Genomic DNA, 14,504 nt, shown 5'->3' with positions numbered 1-14,504 from the left:
GGTTTGCCGGTGCAGCTAAGGCCTGCATCAATCAGCTCCGCTGCAGAATACATGACACTTATTGAGTGTCCGTTTTGGGCCGTCTTTAACTGAGTGAGACGGATCTCTCGACAAGATGCAGCGCTGGCACCGACGTCAGTGAAGAGCCCAGGTCTACCACACAAAGCTAAAGGGCGTGCGCTAGCTCTGTTCGGTAAGTCGGGTCACAACCTTGACATTGGCGACCAGCCTTTACAATTTCGAAGGGCGCTAAAATGCGAGCCTTCAATGTCGCTTCCAAGCGTTTCTATGGTGTGGTCGTTATTCGAATTTTTCTGACTTCGCGGTCGCGTCAGCCGAACAATTCAACGACGCGCTATTTGGCAGGTATTGAGAGAACTTGATCCGCGATCCAGTCAAACACAAGCCTCGGACCTCGACCCGTGTTGGTTTGGCTCCGTGACATGACATAGCCTGCGTCGCTTGAGACCAAGTCGTCCGTAACGGTCACCAGAGAACCCTTGCTGAGCAGTTCGTCGATCAAGCCAATCCAACCCAAGGCTACGCCATCGCCGGACAAAGCGGCTTGGGTCACCATATCATAGTTGTTAAAGCTTATATAATTCCTCTTTCTTTCACCCACTATGCCTAGACTATCAAACCAGCCTTGCCAGGTTTGCCAAGCAGCGGTTGCAGGTTTTGACAAGCTCAGAAGTTGAACATCCAGTAAGTCCGCGGGTGATCGGATTGGTCTAATCTTCTCTAATAGCTGCGGGCTGCATACCGCCGCCACTACCTCTTCCAACAATAGTATTTCGTCGGCTTTGGTTTGGTCTTTGGGTGCAACATGGATCTGAATGTCGCAATCCGTATCATCCAGGCCGGGTGGCACGGTTGAAGCTAGAATCTGAATCTCAATTTCATCCCCAATCTCTTCTCGCAGATAACCCAAGCGAGGCAGAAGCCAGAACGTCGAGAACGCAAAATCAGCTGAAATCCGAACCCTGGGTTTCGACTTGCGCTCAATCAAAGAGCCAACTGCATAGCCCATTTGCCGCATCGCCGGGCTGACTACGTTAAGCAGCCTGAGGCCTTCATTTGTCAGCGAGACACCTCGGTGCTCGCGTTTGAATAAAGCAACACCCAGATCGGCCTCCAGCCCCTTGATCCGCTGCGAGACCGAGGATTGCGTTAGACCAAGCGCTTCGCCCGCGCTGGTAAAGTTCCCATGTTGAGCGACCATTTCAAAGGCATATAGCGCCACCAGATTTCGGCTGAGATTGGTATTAATCCTGCTAATGTCATCCATAACCACTCAGGTACTGCAAAAAGGACCGGATATGTATCAAAAAATGTTGAAAAGGGGCTCTTAAGCAGCCTCAAAACACAAGGGAGCCCAAAAATGAACAGCCCTAGCTGTGATCAATCCGTCCATCCTGCGATCGCCATGCATGCCACTGAAGTTGCTGACGGCACCCTCAGTCGTCGCGAGTTTCTGACACGCGCCACTGCGTTGGGTCTTTCAGCTTCGGCGGCCTATTCGATGATTGGATTGTCGCAACCTGTGCAGGCTGCAGCCGATATCCAGCCAGGTGGGACCATTCGTATTCAGCAGGTTGTGCGCGCTCAACTTGATCCGCCGCTTTACAACTGGCCACAGCTTGGAAACGTAGTGCGTGGTTTTTTGGAATACCTTGTCCAATACAACGCGGACGGCACGTTCGAGCCCCGGTTGCTTGAGAGCTGGGAAGTGAACGACGATGCGACGGAATATGTTCTGCGTATTCGGCCAGGCGTGAACTGGAACGATGGCCGTGGCACGCTGACAGCAAAGGATGTCGCGTATAACTTCGGTAGATGGTGTGACGGTAGCTGGGAAGGCAATTCCATGGCCGCGCGTATGGGTTCTTTGCAGAACGAAGCCGGAGATGGCCCGGCGGAGGGTGCTTTGGAGGTGGTCGACGATCTGACGTTGAAACTGAAGCTGACGCGCCCTGACATCACCATTATCCCCGCCGTCACAGAGTACCCGGCAGCAATCGTGCCCGATGGTTGGTCTGGTGATCCCGCGAATGACCCGGTTGGTACAGGGCCATACAAACTGGTTGAATATCTAGTTGGTGAAAAAGTCGTTCTAGAGAAAAACACAGATCACGAATGGTGGGGCGAAGGTGCCTATCTAGATCGGATCGAGTTTATCGATTACGGCACCGATGGCGCAGCGCATTTGGCTGCGGCAGAAGCTGAAGAAATCGACATGACCTATGAAACGGTCGGTGAATTTGTCGATATTTACGAAAGCATCGGTTGGAACCAGAGCGAGTCCGTTTCGGCCAACACCATGGTATTGCGAACAAACCGAGATGCTGAAGTGGACGGACTAAAGCCCTATGAAGACGCGCGCGTACGACGCGCTTTAGCAATGGCTTGTGACAACGCCATTTTGCTAGAACTTGGGTACGCCAACCGCGGGACGCTGGGTGAAAACCACCATGTTTGTCCCATACACCCTGAATACGCAGATGTTGGAGCACCCGAAAAAGACGTCGAGGGCGCACGGGCATTGCTCGAAGAACTCAACATGCTCGACTTTGAGCATGAGATTTTTTCCATCGATGATGACTGGCGCCGCAACACAACTGATGCATTGGCCGCCCAGCTGCGTGATGCCGGTTTGAATGTCAAACGCACAGTCTTACCGGGGAATACGTTCTGGAACGATTGGAACAAATACCCGTTCAGTTCAACGGACTGGGGGCATCGACCGCTGGGTGTGCAGGTGCTGACCCTGGCATACAAATCAGGTGTGGCTTGGAACGAAACCGGCCTCGCAAGCGCGGAATTTGACGCGATGTTGGAAGAGGCGTCAGCCATAGCTGATGCGGAAACGCGCCGTGGCCACATGGAGAAAATCGAGCAGTTCTTGCGCGACGATGGCACGATAATCCAGCCCTACTGGCGCTCGCTCTATCGCCATTCCCGTCCCGGAGTAATCGGCGCAGAGAGCCACCCGATCAACGAGATTCATGTGCATAAGTTGGCACTTGAATCCTAAGTGCTTCAAAAGATGAAGAGTTTCTCCCCGAACTGCATGAAGCTGACGAAGCGCACATCGTGCTTCGTCAGCTTCATGTCTTTTTCGGGCAATAGCGGGCAATCAGTTCAATATCAGCTGGTTGCTAAGACAAACAGATCAACAAAAGGGAGAAGTTGATTATGGCGATAAAGCCACCTCTTTCGGAACTTCCGATTAAGACCGCAGACAACGGTTTTTATCGGGGGTTCAGCGTCAATGTGACAGTGGTCAGTAAGATCATCATCAGTTTGCTGGTCGTGTGGTGCATCGTGTGGCCGACCCAAGCCGGCAGGATTCTCGGGGACTGGAACGCAGCCATTCTGGCACAGTTCGCCGCATGGTACATTTGGGTTGTAACTGGCTTTGTTATCGTCTGTATCGGTTTGGCAATCTGGCCAGCCGCAGGACGCCTGAACCTGGGCGTCGAAGGTGAAAAGCCGGAATTCTCCAACTTTTCATGGTTTTCGATGATGTTCGGCGCTGGCATCGGCGTTGGGATGCTAACATGGGCCGTTGCAGAGCCGGTGGCCCACTTCAAGAACAACCCATCGGTTATTCAAGGCGTCACCACTGCCCTCGATGCGGACAATGTGCGCACAGCCTATGTTTGGTCCTATCTGCACTGGGGTTTGGGCGCTTGGGCGTGCTACGCGATTGCAGGTCTCGCGCTGGCGTTCTTTAGCTACCGCCGTGGACTGCCGCTGACGATCCGATCATCCCTTACACCGTTGTTTGGCAAAGCGCTTTCGGGCAACCTTGGTCACATCATTGATATCGTTGCCGTTGTTGCGACGATTCTTGGTGTGGCGCAGACACTTGGCTTTGGTGTCGAGCAGTTTGTGGCAGGTTTGACGCGAATTGGGATCGGAGGCTTGGCAAACGGGGACGGTTCGGCAACGACGCTGGGCATTATCGTCGCATTGCTCGTTATCATGGGGGCCTCGACCTTGTCGGCTTTGTCCGGTGTAGGCAAAGGCATCAAATGGTTGTCGAACATCAACATGGCGCTGTCGATATTCCTGCTGGGTTTCTTCATCTTGTTCGGCGCTACCTTCTTTGGTGCAAAGGCCTTCTTTGTTGGCATTTGGGACTATCTCGTCGCTCTGCCATGGCTCAGCTTCAACGTCTATGCTTCGGACGGTGTCGAAGGATCCGAGGCCTTCCTGTTGGCGCAATGGCAGGGCTGGTGGCCCGTGTTTTATTGGGCATGGTGGATCGCGTTCGCACCCTTCGTCGGGTTGTTCCTGGCGCGCATCTCGCGCGGCCGATCCATCCGTGAGTTTGTGCTGGGTGCGATGATCGTACCTTCACTGATGTGCTTTGTTTGGTTCGCTTGGGCCGGTGGTACTGCCATCGACTTAGAGCTGAACGGCGGCGCAAATGGCGTTATCCTTGATGCGGCCAATGGCGACAAGATCTTTGCCATGACCACTTATATGCTCGCACCGATCGCAGAGTTCCTCGCCTGGGCGATGGCCGTCGTGATCGTGATCCTGCTGATGACGTTCCTTGTCACCTCAGCGGACTCGGCAGTTCTGATCGTCAATACGATCAACGCAGCCGGTGACGAAGGGCCCAAGGCTCGTCCGCACATCATGTTCTGGGGCGCCGCACTGGCATTGGTGGTCGGCGGCCTACTGATCTCGGGCGGGACCGGGGCCATTCAGACCGCGATGGTGATCGGAGCATTGCCGTTCTCTATCGTCATGGCTTTGATGTGCATCGCTTTGATCAAAGCAATCTGGAACGACGGACGTCGCGAAGCCGCCGGTGTCGCATCAACAATTGATCCAGAAACATCAACGATGCCAGCTGAATAGCATTGGCGTATCCAACTGTGACCCCAGGACAGAACTGGGGTCACAAATAGGACAAAAGCCTATAGAGAAATCTACTAAAATGAAGGTATTACGACGGATTTGTCACATTGATATCATCCAAGAAAATCTTGGAAGTTTGGCCGTAACTCTGCACAGTATTTGCATACAGTATTGCACGATTTTCCCGAAAAAATGTACATTCGCCGTTCCGGTGTCCAACTACATCCTTCCGAAAGTCTCTTTGAGTTCTGCAACTTGAGCTACATCCAGCAACCGGGTTGGCAGGCCGCGCAAAGCTACTAGCAGCTTGGCTGTTTCTTCTAACTCTTCTGCTGCACAGACCGCCGAGAAGAGATTCTTTCCCGAGACCACAGGACCGTGGTTGGCCAATAGAACAGCGCTATACTTGCCGTCCAGTTCGCGGATTAAATCACCAGACTTCGGGTCGCCCGGCTTGACGTATGAGACCAGTTTGACCGTTCCTACGCGCATGACCACATACGGCGTCAGCGGCGGAATACAGTCATTAGGATCGGTGTCTTCCAGACACGACAGTGCAGTGGCCCAGGTCGAATGCAGATGCACCACTGCACCAGCTTCTGGCCGCGTCTCATAGAAGGCTTGATGCAGAAAAACCTCTTTGGTCGGCTTGTCTCCCGAGACGTGCTTGCCATCCAAATCAATCTTGGCGATGCGCTCGGGGTCGATATCGCCCAAGCTGGAATTCGTTGGCGTCATGAGAACCCCGTCATGTAAACGCGCGGAGACATTGCCCGCAGTGCCAACGGAAAAGCCACGTGCAAACAGTGAGGCGCACAGTTCCGACATCTGTTGTCGTAAAGCCAATTCTTCAGAACTCATCTGCCTGCCTCCATCATTCTGAGGGCCTTCGCGAAGAAGTCCGGAGCGCCAAAGTTTCCAGACTTTAAAGCCAGCGCAATGGATTCAGTTTTTCCAACGCTCAAGGCTGGCACGCCCGGGTCGATCTCTGGCCCAATTGACATGGCGAGAGACCCAAGTGCCTCAGAGACGGCCTTGGCAACAGCTCCCGAGGTCTCCCCTCCTGCCACCACCAATCGCTTGTAGCCCTTCTGAACAAGTTCTCGTGCTGTATCTGCAAAAAGACTGTCCAGCTTTTCCGCCACAGCTTCCTGACCATATTTGCTTTGGATCGCACGCACATCATCCGGACTTCCCGATGAATATGCGAGCGGCGCCTGATCCGGATGCGCTCCAAAGAAATCCATAAGCGTTTGCGTGGTCACTTCCCCGGACATGACGCCTGGAACATCAATGGCGAAGGTCGGATGGGATTTCGCGTGAACATCGATCTGCCCACGGGTTGCACCTGAGCAAGACCCAGCAAGGATCGCGGCGGGCCCAGTGATACCTGTGAACACAATGCCACCTTTTTTGGACGAAGCTTTTCTGACGAAGTTTCTGGGTAGACCCAATGCTATCCCGGATCCCCCTGTAATGAGTTTAGCGTCTTTTAGAGACTCACCCCACGCCAACAGATCTTCGTCCGAAATCGCATCACCGATCAAAAAGCGTTCGTTTGCGTTCTGCAAAGCATCAAGAATCGCCTCTGATCCTTGCTTCACGGCGTCGATCGACACCAACCCAACCACTTCTTCGGTCTGATGCTGCAACCATCTCCTGATGTTGGCATCCGTCATCGGAGTAAGTGGGTGGTTTTCCATCCCGGACTCGTGCAACAGCTTGCCGAGCACAAAAAGATGACCTTGATAGACGGTACGCCCCGTTGTCGGAAAGGCCGGACAGAAAACCACCTTTTGTGCATCCAGTTCGTTGGCCAGCGCTTCCGCGACAGGGCCGATGTTTCCCTCCATCGTGGAATCAAAGGTCGAACAATACTTGAAGATGAACTGCTGGCATCCTTGATCCGCGAGCCACCGCAAAGCACTCAAACTGTCTGCAATGGCCTCCTCAACCGGTGCGGTGCGGCTTTTGAGCGAGATCACACCCGCTTCAATCTCTTCGTCGGCCGGGATATTCGGAACACCCGGAAATTGTGCCGTTCGTAATCCACCTTCCGGCTCAACGCCCTTGGCCAAGGTGTTCGCAATATCACTCGCACCAGTGAAGTCGTCTGCAATGACACCGATTTTCATAATTCAATGTCCCTCGTCGGTCCTGGATCCAACCTATGGATATGCGGTGCCGCACCGACGGGAAAAATCTCACGCACAAGTGGATCATGGCCGGGCACGATAAGTCGAGGATGCGAGGCCAACCTCTCGAGCGTCTCGAAACCATCCATCATGTCTTGCAGGTCGACGACGATGGGAAAGGCTTTGCGCGCCATGAAATTCTCGTAGTAGTGCGAAGCATCAGAGGCGAGTACCATCCACCCGGCTGCCGTTCTTACACGAACGCATTGCAAGCCGCGCGAATGCCCACCGATGCAGTGCACCGTGACCCCATCTGCAATCTCGGCTTCTCCATCGTAGAACACGACTTTGCCTGAATAGAGACGCTGTACGACCTCGCAGACATGGCCAGCTGTGAAAGGCGCACGCAGGTCGTCATGGCACATGCAGGGGCCTGTGGCGAAGGCCATTTCCGCCGACTGTATGTGCAACTTCGCGTTAGGGAACATATGCAGCCCCCCTGCGTGGTCATAGTGAAGATGGGTCACGATGACCTCAGTCACCGCTTCCGGTGCAATGCCTAGGGGCCGCAAAGCCTCGCGAGGGTCCATCGCGATAGGACGACCGCGAGCGGCGGCTTCATCGGAGTCGTAACCAGTATCGACCAGAATGACTTTGTCGCCGCGTTTGAGCACCCAAACGAAATAGTCCATCGCATGAGGCGCGTCGTGATTATCATCGATGATGAAACTGTCAGCGCGCGTCCGGGCATTTCGATCCGCGTATTTTACGGCGTGGATTTCCCAATCGTTCATCGGATGACCTCGGAGTACTGGTGAACTACCTTGGTGGCGATCATATCAGCCACTGCCGTATCGAAAGACTGAAAATGTGCGCTTTCTAGGTGGGCGGAGAACGCCATGCTGTCATCATAAATCTCATAGAGAAAAACTGTCTCGGGATCGTCGCCGAGGCAAACGTCAAACTGCTGGCATCCGGGTTCTTCACGCAAAGAGGTTGAAGCGTTTTCGACCATCAGCGGCAAAAAGATGTCTCTCGTACCGGGCTTGAGGGTGAAGGTGACAGTAACCGCAAACATCAGACAGAAAGTCCTTTCAGACGTGAGAAAGCGCGCTTTGCAACAGGCAGTTGGCTGAGGATCAGACCAATGTTGAGCACCAGCAGAATGGCTGCACCGGGTCGTGAAAAGAAGACTGAAAGATCCCCGTCCGACAAGAACAGCGACCGGCGGAAGGTTTCGTCAAACAGGCTGCCCAGAATAACCCCGATCACCAACGGCGCGATTGGGTACTTCATCAGGTTCATGAAATAGGCAACTGCGCCCACACCAAGCATCAGATAAAGATCGTTAATGCCGCCACCAACGCTGAAAGACCCAATCGTTGTCAGAACCATCACGACGGGCAAGAAGATAGTCTGCGGGATGGCAAGTATTTTGATGAATACCCGAGCGGTGAAAAGCCCCATCAAGAACATTGTCAGGGAGGCCAGCACCAGGATCGCAACCACGCGCAGAATGATCTCGGGGTCAATCGTCGGACCCGGGATCACGTTGTTGATCTTGAAGGCCCCCATCAAAGCCGCGGCGGGTGGTGAGCCGGGAATGCCCAACACCAAAAGCGGGATCAGGGCGCCCCCAATGCAGGCGTTGTTTGCGGTCTCAGAGCAGAGCAGACCTTCCAACGAGCCTTTTCCGTATTTGTCGCCCTCGGCGGATACCGTCTTGCCAACACCGTAGCTGACCCAACCAGCTACATCTTCGCCTACTCCGGGAAGCGCTCCTACCCCCGTCCCAATTACTCCTGACCGGCCAATGGTGGGCAGGTAGCGTCTTATAGAGCGAAGGTTCGGAAGGATATGACCTTTCAGGGCCAGAACCTTCCCGGCCTCGACGTGCCTCAAACCGTCGATAATTTGGGGGATGGCAAATGCCCCCATCAAAACTGGCACGACCTGAAATCCGCTCATCAGGTAAGACCAGCCAAAGGTATAGCGAGGTTCAGACAACAGTGGATCGAGACCCACCATGGACATCGCAAGCCCGATCAGACCGGCGATCCATCCCTTAATCACCAGGTCTTCGCTCATCAAAGTGCCAGAAAGCAGAATGCCGAAAAGGGCAAGCAGGGCTTTCTCCGGGCTTGCGATGTTCTTTGAAACCAGAAGCAGCGCCCAGACGAAAATCAACAGCGTGATGGTCCCGATAACTGTGCCAATAAAACTCGCCGTTGTGGTCAGCCCAAGTGCTTCGCCCCCTCGACCCGCTTTAGCCAAAGGGTAACCATCCATGGCCGTCGCCGCGCTGGCTGCTGTGCCAGGTATGTTCAGCAAAATAGACGGGTAAGAACCGCCGTAAATCGCGCCAACATAGGCGCCGAGCAATGCGATGAGTGAATAATCCAGTGGGATTTTGTTGCCAAAGAAGCCCGTCAGGATCGTCACTGCCAGAGTTGCCGTAAGGCCAGGCAATGCGCCGAACGTGATGCCCAGGAACACGGATGCGATCAAATACAGATAGGTCAGCGGGTCCACTGCCAGGCCTACGAAGGCAGCCCCGAACCCAGCAAGTTGCGAAAGGATAAAGTCCATCCTGTCAGTCTTTCCATAACGGACGAAGTGTCACGTAATAGTGGTATTCGATTTGCTTGAAGATCAGCCCGCCGCGCGCCGGCACGTTCTGCCGAAAAACAAAGGCCATGGCGCAAACAAGGATGAGCGGGGCAAGTATTGCCACCAACGGAACGAACCGCAAAACGCGTTCCGAAGCCGCTTTGGTCAACACCAAAAGTGTCAACGCGACCCAAACGACCAATGTAAACCAATCATCACCGTGCGCATTCCAGTCCGCCTGCGCAGGAAACACGGCGAATGCAAACAAACCGGCGATGACAACTGCGATACAGGCCACCAAAGCACGCCGCGCATGACCGCCGTAGAAGCCAAAGGTTAACGCCGTGATCAGCAAGCCCGAGCACAAAATAAAATCCACTCTGGGAACCAGCCCAACGACATAGGCCAGAAGGATTAAGCCTATTGTTGATGCTCGGTAGGCTTCGGACTTGTCCCACCCGATCCCTACGGCGCTAAGCGCAGTCCGGGCGCCTCCCGACCGGATCGAAATGGTCAACAGTACAAAAGCCAAAACAAGCAACCCGCCAAAGATGAACAGTGGAACAATTGCGGCTGAGTTGTACCAATCCGAACCACTTACGCCTGCGCGGTTTTCACCCCAAAGGGGTATATCTGATGTTTTCCAAAGGAAAAAAACTGACACTGCTATCAGGACAATCGACGCCCAGAAATCGCGCGTCCGCATGACCAGTTTTCCGTCGCTCTTGTCCATATGCCGCCTCCCATTGGAAAGGGTGCCGAGGGGGTAGAGGCACCCTTTCCATAAAGCTCCGGATTCAGATCAGGGTTTTTCGATACCCAACGATGCGGGGTCGACTGTGGTCGCACCCAGATCCTGAAGCGTATAGGCAAACGTGGCTTCCAGAGTGGCGAACAACTCTTGCGCTTCGGCACCATGCTGGCCACCGACATCGTAGTTGTTTGCCGCAGCCCATTCAGCGACGGTTTCAGAAGCAATCGCCTGCTCAAACGCATCGCTCAGAGCGGATTTCACATCATCCCCGGCCGAATTGTGTACGGCAAAACCAATCGCCTGCTTGAGCGGAAGATACTGATCGAGACCGTCATAGATGCCGAAGGCAGACGGGACCGTCGTTCCAGCAATCTGCGCGTCTTCAGGCGTCAGCATCGCAAGCGGCTTCAATTGCCCACCTTCGATCAACGCAGCCTGTTCCGCCAACGAGGTCACAACCAGCGCAACCTCTCCTGCGATAGCAGCTTCCTGCCCAGGTGCTGACCCTTTGTAGGGTACAAACTTGAACTCGGCACCTGAGCCTTTTTCGATCGCCAGAAGGTTCAGGTGATGAATAGACCCTGCACCCGAGGCGGCAGCCGGAATTGTGCCCGGTGCTGCCTTCGCAGCGTCGACTAGCTCTTCTAGAGTATTATAGGGGCTGTCAGCAGGAACCGAGATCAGATCAGGCGAACCGCCGACAATAAACGGGTACCAAAAATCGAATTTTTTATCCCAACCGCCCTGCACAGCAGCGGTAACGTTCGATTCGGACAAACCTACCAATGTGTAGCCATCATCTGGTTGGTTCATGACATAGACCATACCGTTGGAGCCTGCGACGCCGCCTGTTTGATTGATTACATTAATCGAGACCGGAAGGTGCTTTTCCATCTCGGCCATGATCATCCGGTTGATCGTGTCCGTGCCTCCACCGGCTCCCCAAACCACGGCTGTGGTAATATCCCGGTACGGGTAATCCTGCGCAGAAGCAGCCCCTGTGATCCCAGTCGCAATCACGGCTGCGGCCGCCAACTTCACAAGCTTCGATTTCATTTCCAGTCCTCCCAAAACAACTTCGCGTTTGTTATTGCATTTATTTGCGTATACATTAAAGAATGCATTGTCAACAAACTGTAGTGAAAGCTGCTGTCGCGCTATGAATGCGTAACGGGAAGGAAACGGGCGAAGATGAAAAAGACCTACGATGTCGCAGTGTTCCACGGGGATGGAATTGGTCCTGAAATTATGGCTCCTACGCTTAAAATTCTGCGCCAGATTTCCGACAACAATCCCAGCTATAACCTCGTGTTCACGGACGCGCCGGCAGGCGCTTCTCACTACGCAAAAACCGGGGAATCATTTCCTCCCGGATCGCTTGAAACTGCACGCAATGCTGATGCGATTCTTCTATCTGCAATGGGTTTGCCCGATGTTCGCTATCCTGACGGAACCGAGATTTCGCCGCAGATCGACCTGCGAAAACAGCTCGGACTATTTGCAGGCGTTCGTCCAGTAAAGGTCAGCAATGGGCAAAGGACACCACTATCACTTCCTGATGGAAAAGAGATTGATTTTGTCCTCATTCGCGAAAGCACCGAAGGGCTGTTTTTTACTCAAGGCTCGGGTGAAGTCACAGAGCACGAAGCGCGTGAAACCCTCCTGATCACCCGCGAGGTATCCGAAAAACTATTCCGTTTCTCTTTTGAACTTGCCCAAAATCGGAAAGCTTCCGGGCGAGGACAGGGGCGGGTTACATGTGTCGACAAAGCCAATGTATTCCGCGCTTTTGCATTCTTCAGATCTATGTTTGATGCTGAAGCCGCTCACCACCCCGATTTGCAAGCTGATCACGCTTATGTTGACGCTACCGCTCTTTGGATGGTCCAAAAGCCGTGGGAGTTCGATGTTCTGGTCACCGAGAACATGTTCGGAGACATACTTTCCGATCTGGGCGCCGGTCTCATGGGTGGTCTTGGATTGGCGCCATCCGCAGATATTGGGTTGAACCACGCTGTATTCCAACCCTGCCATGGTTCCGCGCCCGACATTGCTGGACAAGATATTGCTAATCCTTTTGCGATGATCCTATCAGCGGCAATGATGCTTGAGTGGTTGGGCTTGACCCACGACCACCCGGAACTGTCCAGCGACGGTGCGCGTCTACGCGAAGCCGTGGAAAAGGTAACAACAAACGGTCACAACCTGACGCGAGACTTGGGTGGCACAGCTGGCACGCAGGACGCCGCCGCATCGGTCATGGAAGCGTTGCGAGCATGACTACTCAAGGAGGCATCAAAGTTGCATGTGTAGGAGCGGGATACTTTAGCAAGTTCCACTATGAAAGCTGGGCACGAATGCCCGAAGCAGTTCCAGTTGCATCCTGTAACCGCGATATTAGGAAGGCCAAGGAAACTGGACTGACGGCTTATAATGATCTGTCGAAAATGCTGGAGCTGGAAAAACCGGACCTCGTAGACATCATTCTTCCACCAGTAGCACAGGCTGACACGATCCGAACTGCCTTGCGCTTGGGCATCAAGTGGCTCATCTGTCAAAAACCTTTCTGCAAGTCCCTCGATGAAGCCGAGCAGGTCGTTTCAGAGGCTGAAATGGCGGGGGCAACGATTATCATACATGAGAACTTTCGCTTTCAGCCTTGGTATCGTGCGATCAAAGCGGCGATGTCCGAGGGTCGAATTGGAACGCCCCTACAAGCGACTTTCCGACTTCGCCCCGGGGATGGACAAGGGCCAAACGCATATCTTGACCGACAGCCATACTTTCAAGAAATGTCGCGTTTCTTGGTTCACGAAACAGCAGTTCACTGGGTGGACACGTTCAGGTTTTTGTTCGATGCGCCCAGCGCGGTCTACGCAGACTTGCGCCAGGTTAACCCCGCTATCGCGGGCGAGGATGCAGGTTACATCCTGTTTGATCATCCCAATGGTTTGAAAGCTCTTTTCGATGGGAACAGGTGCCTAGACCACCGCGCAGAAAATCTGCGTCAGACCATGGGCGAAGCACTCATTGAAGGCACTGAAGGATCACTGGTTCTTAGTGGCGACGGTTCAGTAGAACTTCGCAATTTTGGCAAACAGGAGCGGCAGCAGATTCTACCGCCCAGCGTTCATGATGGATTTGGCGGAGATTGCGTCCACGCCTTGCAAAGTCACGTTGTTTCAGGCCTTTTAAGGGGCACGCCGCTGGAAAACACGGCCCGAGACTATTTGGACGTGATCCGCATCGAAGAGAAAATCTATCATTCGGCTGCGGAGGGACGAAAGGTAAAGTTGGAGACGCCGTGAAGGACCAGGACACCAAAACTCTTTCCAATACACAGCGCGCTGTAAGGGACTTGCGGCGGATGATCCTGTCCGGCGAGCTTGCAGCCGGGACTGACCACCTAGAGTCGGAACTCGCCGAAACGCTGGGAATGTCCCGCACCCCGATACGGGAAGCTGCGCTGATGTTGGAGAGTAAAGGGCTGCTGGAAATGCGGCCTCGCAAAGGTGTGCGAATACTGCCGGTTTCATCAGACGATATGCGTGAAATTTACGAGATACTGACTGAGCTAGAGAGCCTTGCAGCACAGCGCGCTGCCGAAGCGGGGTATTCAGAAGCTGAATTGGCGGTACTTGCTGGATCAATTGCAAAGATGGACCAAGCCATCGAAACCGAAGACCTGGAAGCTTGGGCAGAGGCCGACGAGTTGTTTCATCAGGAGCTCGTTCGGTTGGGCGGCAACAAACGGGTCGAAGCTATTGTGGCAATGATGAGCGACCAGGTCCGTCGCGCGCGAGCAACGACGTTGTTCATTAGACCTCTACCCGTTAAATCCAATGAAGATCACCGGATTGTTTTTCAAGCGATTAGCGAAGGCCGTCCAGATGCCGCCCGTGAACGTCATCGAGAACACAGGCTACAAGCACAGGCTATGCTTTGTGGGATACTCGAAAAGCATCGGCTTAACAGCCTCTGATCTACTCGTGTCTGTCCATTAGGCGTCTAATTTAAAGCTTTTTAACACTGTCTTAGTCCCTCACAACTGTACCACTATTTTTCGGGCACGGATGGTGTGATTTATGGCCTGGAAACGCTTTTCGGGTGAGGATGCGCTCAAGAATGGC

The 14,504-nt window shown here is 53.8% G+C and carries 13 protein-coding genes; 5 read left to right on the top strand and 8 right to left on the bottom strand.

What is annotated here, in order from left to right; all coding sequences use genetic code 11:
• Positions 1-355 precede the first annotated feature (355 nt).
• Positions 356-1,288, bottom strand: a complete 933-nt coding sequence (locus ACR0EL_RS08760) for a LysR family transcriptional regulator (RefSeq protein ID WP_480499438.1) — start codon at positions 1,286-1,288, stop codon at positions 356-358.
• A 93-nt stretch (positions 1,289-1,381) separates the two neighbouring features.
• On the opposite strand from ACR0EL_RS08760, the gene ACR0EL_RS08755 reads away from it, so the two are divergent.
• The gene (locus tag ACR0EL_RS08755) at positions 1,382-3,034 is read left to right on the top strand and encodes an ABC transporter substrate-binding protein (RefSeq protein WP_480499437.1); all 1,653 of its coding nucleotides are present in this window, start codon (positions 1,382-1,384) and stop codon (positions 3,032-3,034) included.
• 161 nt (positions 3,035-3,195) lie between these two features.
• Positions 3,196-4,875, top strand: a complete 1,680-nt coding sequence (locus tag ACR0EL_RS08750; protein ID WP_353009442.1) for a BCCT family transporter — start codon at positions 3,196-3,198, stop codon at positions 4,873-4,875.
• Between the two features lie 219 nt (positions 4,876-5,094).
• Here the strand turns inward: ACR0EL_RS08750 and otnC are convergent, their stop codons facing one another.
• The 7 genes from otnC to ACR0EL_RS08715 form a co-directional block, all read right to left on the bottom strand.
• Entirely contained in the window at positions 5,095-5,736 is a 642-nt protein-coding gene (gene otnC / locus ACR0EL_RS08745) for a 3-oxo-tetronate 4-phosphate decarboxylase (RefSeq protein ID WP_480499435.1), read from the bottom strand.
• Positions 5,733-7,010, bottom strand: a complete 1,278-nt coding sequence (gene otnK / locus ACR0EL_RS08740; protein WP_480499433.1) for a 3-oxo-tetronate kinase — start codon at positions 7,008-7,010, stop codon at positions 5,733-5,735. Before otnK ends, otnC begins: the two co-directional genes overlap by 4 nt.
• Positions 7,007-7,804 (bottom strand): N-acyl homoserine lactonase family protein, encoded by a 798-nt coding sequence (locus ACR0EL_RS08735; protein ID WP_480499432.1) that lies wholly within the window; start codon positions 7,802-7,804, stop codon positions 7,007-7,009. The genes otnK and ACR0EL_RS08735 overlap by 4 nt, the downstream gene beginning before the upstream one ends.
• Positions 7,801-8,088: a putative quinol monooxygenase gene (locus ACR0EL_RS08730; RefSeq protein WP_480499431.1), complete on the bottom strand. Its 288-nt coding sequence runs from the start codon at positions 8,086-8,088 to the stop codon at positions 7,801-7,803. Before ACR0EL_RS08730 ends, ACR0EL_RS08735 begins: the two co-directional genes overlap by 4 nt.
• Positions 8,088-9,599, bottom strand: a complete 1,512-nt coding sequence (locus tag ACR0EL_RS08725) for a tripartite tricarboxylate transporter permease (RefSeq protein ID WP_480499430.1) — start codon at positions 9,597-9,599, stop codon at positions 8,088-8,090. The genes ACR0EL_RS08730 and ACR0EL_RS08725 overlap by 1 nt, the downstream gene beginning before the upstream one ends.
• 4 nt (positions 9,600-9,603) lie before the next feature.
• A complete protein-coding gene (locus tag ACR0EL_RS08720) occupies positions 9,604-10,353 on the bottom strand; it encodes a hypothetical protein (protein ID WP_480499429.1) in 750 nt (249 codons plus the stop codon).
• 69 nt (positions 10,354-10,422) lie between these two features.
• Positions 10,423-11,430 carry a Bug family tripartite tricarboxylate transporter substrate binding protein gene (locus ACR0EL_RS08715; RefSeq protein WP_353009457.1) on the bottom strand — a complete coding sequence of 336 codons (1,008 nt, stop codon included), beginning with the start codon at positions 11,428-11,430 and terminating at the stop codon, positions 10,423-10,425.
• Positions 11,431-11,565: 135 nt separating this feature from the next.
• On the opposite strand from ACR0EL_RS08715, the gene ACR0EL_RS08710 reads away from it, so the two are divergent.
• From ACR0EL_RS08710 to ACR0EL_RS08700, 3 genes are read left to right on the top strand one after another with little or no spacing between them, the layout of a single operon-like run.
• Positions 11,566-12,654 (top strand): isocitrate/isopropylmalate dehydrogenase family protein, encoded by a 1,089-nt coding sequence (locus ACR0EL_RS08710; RefSeq protein WP_480499428.1) that lies wholly within the window; start codon positions 11,566-11,568, stop codon positions 12,652-12,654.
• Positions 12,651-13,682: a Gfo/Idh/MocA family protein gene (locus ACR0EL_RS08705; protein WP_480499427.1), complete on the top strand. Its 1,032-nt coding sequence runs from the start codon at positions 12,651-12,653 to the stop codon at positions 13,680-13,682. The genes ACR0EL_RS08710 and ACR0EL_RS08705 overlap by 4 nt, the downstream gene beginning before the upstream one ends.
• Positions 13,683-13,741: 59 nt before the next feature.
• Positions 13,742-14,356 (top strand): GntR family transcriptional regulator, encoded by a 615-nt coding sequence (locus tag ACR0EL_RS08700; RefSeq protein WP_480499425.1) that lies wholly within the window; start codon positions 13,742-13,744, stop codon positions 14,354-14,356.
• Positions 14,357-14,504 lie beyond the last annotated feature (148 nt).

Source organism: Ruegeria sp. AH12, assembly GCF_056541465.1.
This window is presented reverse-complemented; position numbering and strand designations above follow the sequence as displayed.

Bases quoted from the DNA above. Each gene is read 5' to 3' on its own strand.
- ACR0EL_RS08705 (WP_480499427.1), top strand. From the start codon at position 12,651: ATGACTACTCAAGGAGGCATCAAAGTTGCATGTGTAGGAGCGGGATAC.
- otnC (WP_480499435.1), bottom strand. From the start codon at position 5,736: ATGAGTTCTGAAGAATTGGCTTTACGACAACAGATGTCGGAACTGTGC.
- ACR0EL_RS08755 (WP_480499437.1), top strand. From the start codon at position 1,382: ATGAACAGCCCTAGCTGTGATCAATCCGTCCATCCTGCGATCGCCATG.
- ACR0EL_RS08700 (WP_480499425.1), top strand. From the start codon at position 13,742: ATGATCCTGTCCGGCGAGCTTGCAGCCGGGACTGACCACCTAGAGTCG.
- ACR0EL_RS08730 (WP_480499431.1), bottom strand. From the start codon at position 8,088: ATGTTTGCGGTTACTGTCACCTTCACCCTCAAGCCCGGTACGAGAGAC.
- ACR0EL_RS08735 (WP_480499432.1), bottom strand. From the start codon at position 7,804: ATGAACGATTGGGAAATCCACGCCGTAAAATACGCGGATCGAAATGCC.
- ACR0EL_RS08710 (WP_480499428.1), top strand. From the start codon at position 11,566: ATGAAAAAGACCTACGATGTCGCAGTGTTCCACGGGGATGGAATTGGT.
- ACR0EL_RS08750 (WP_353009442.1), top strand. From the start codon at position 3,196: ATGGCGATAAAGCCACCTCTTTCGGAACTTCCGATTAAGACCGCAGAC.
- ACR0EL_RS08760 (WP_480499438.1), bottom strand. From the start codon at position 1,288: ATGGATGACATTAGCAGGATTAATACCAATCTCAGCCGAAATCTGGTG.
- ACR0EL_RS08720 (WP_480499429.1), bottom strand. From the start codon at position 10,353: ATGGACAAGAGCGACGGAAAACTGGTCATGCGGACGCGCGATTTCTGG.
- otnK (WP_480499433.1), bottom strand. From the start codon at position 7,010: ATGAAAATCGGTGTCATTGCAGACGACTTCACTGGTGCGAGTGATATT.
- ACR0EL_RS08725 (WP_480499430.1), bottom strand. From the start codon at position 9,599: ATGGACTTTATCCTTTCGCAACTTGCTGGGTTCGGGGCTGCCTTCGTA.
- ACR0EL_RS08715 (WP_353009457.1), bottom strand. From the start codon at position 11,430: ATGAAATCGAAGCTTGTGAAGTTGGCGGCCGCAGCCGTGATTGCGACT.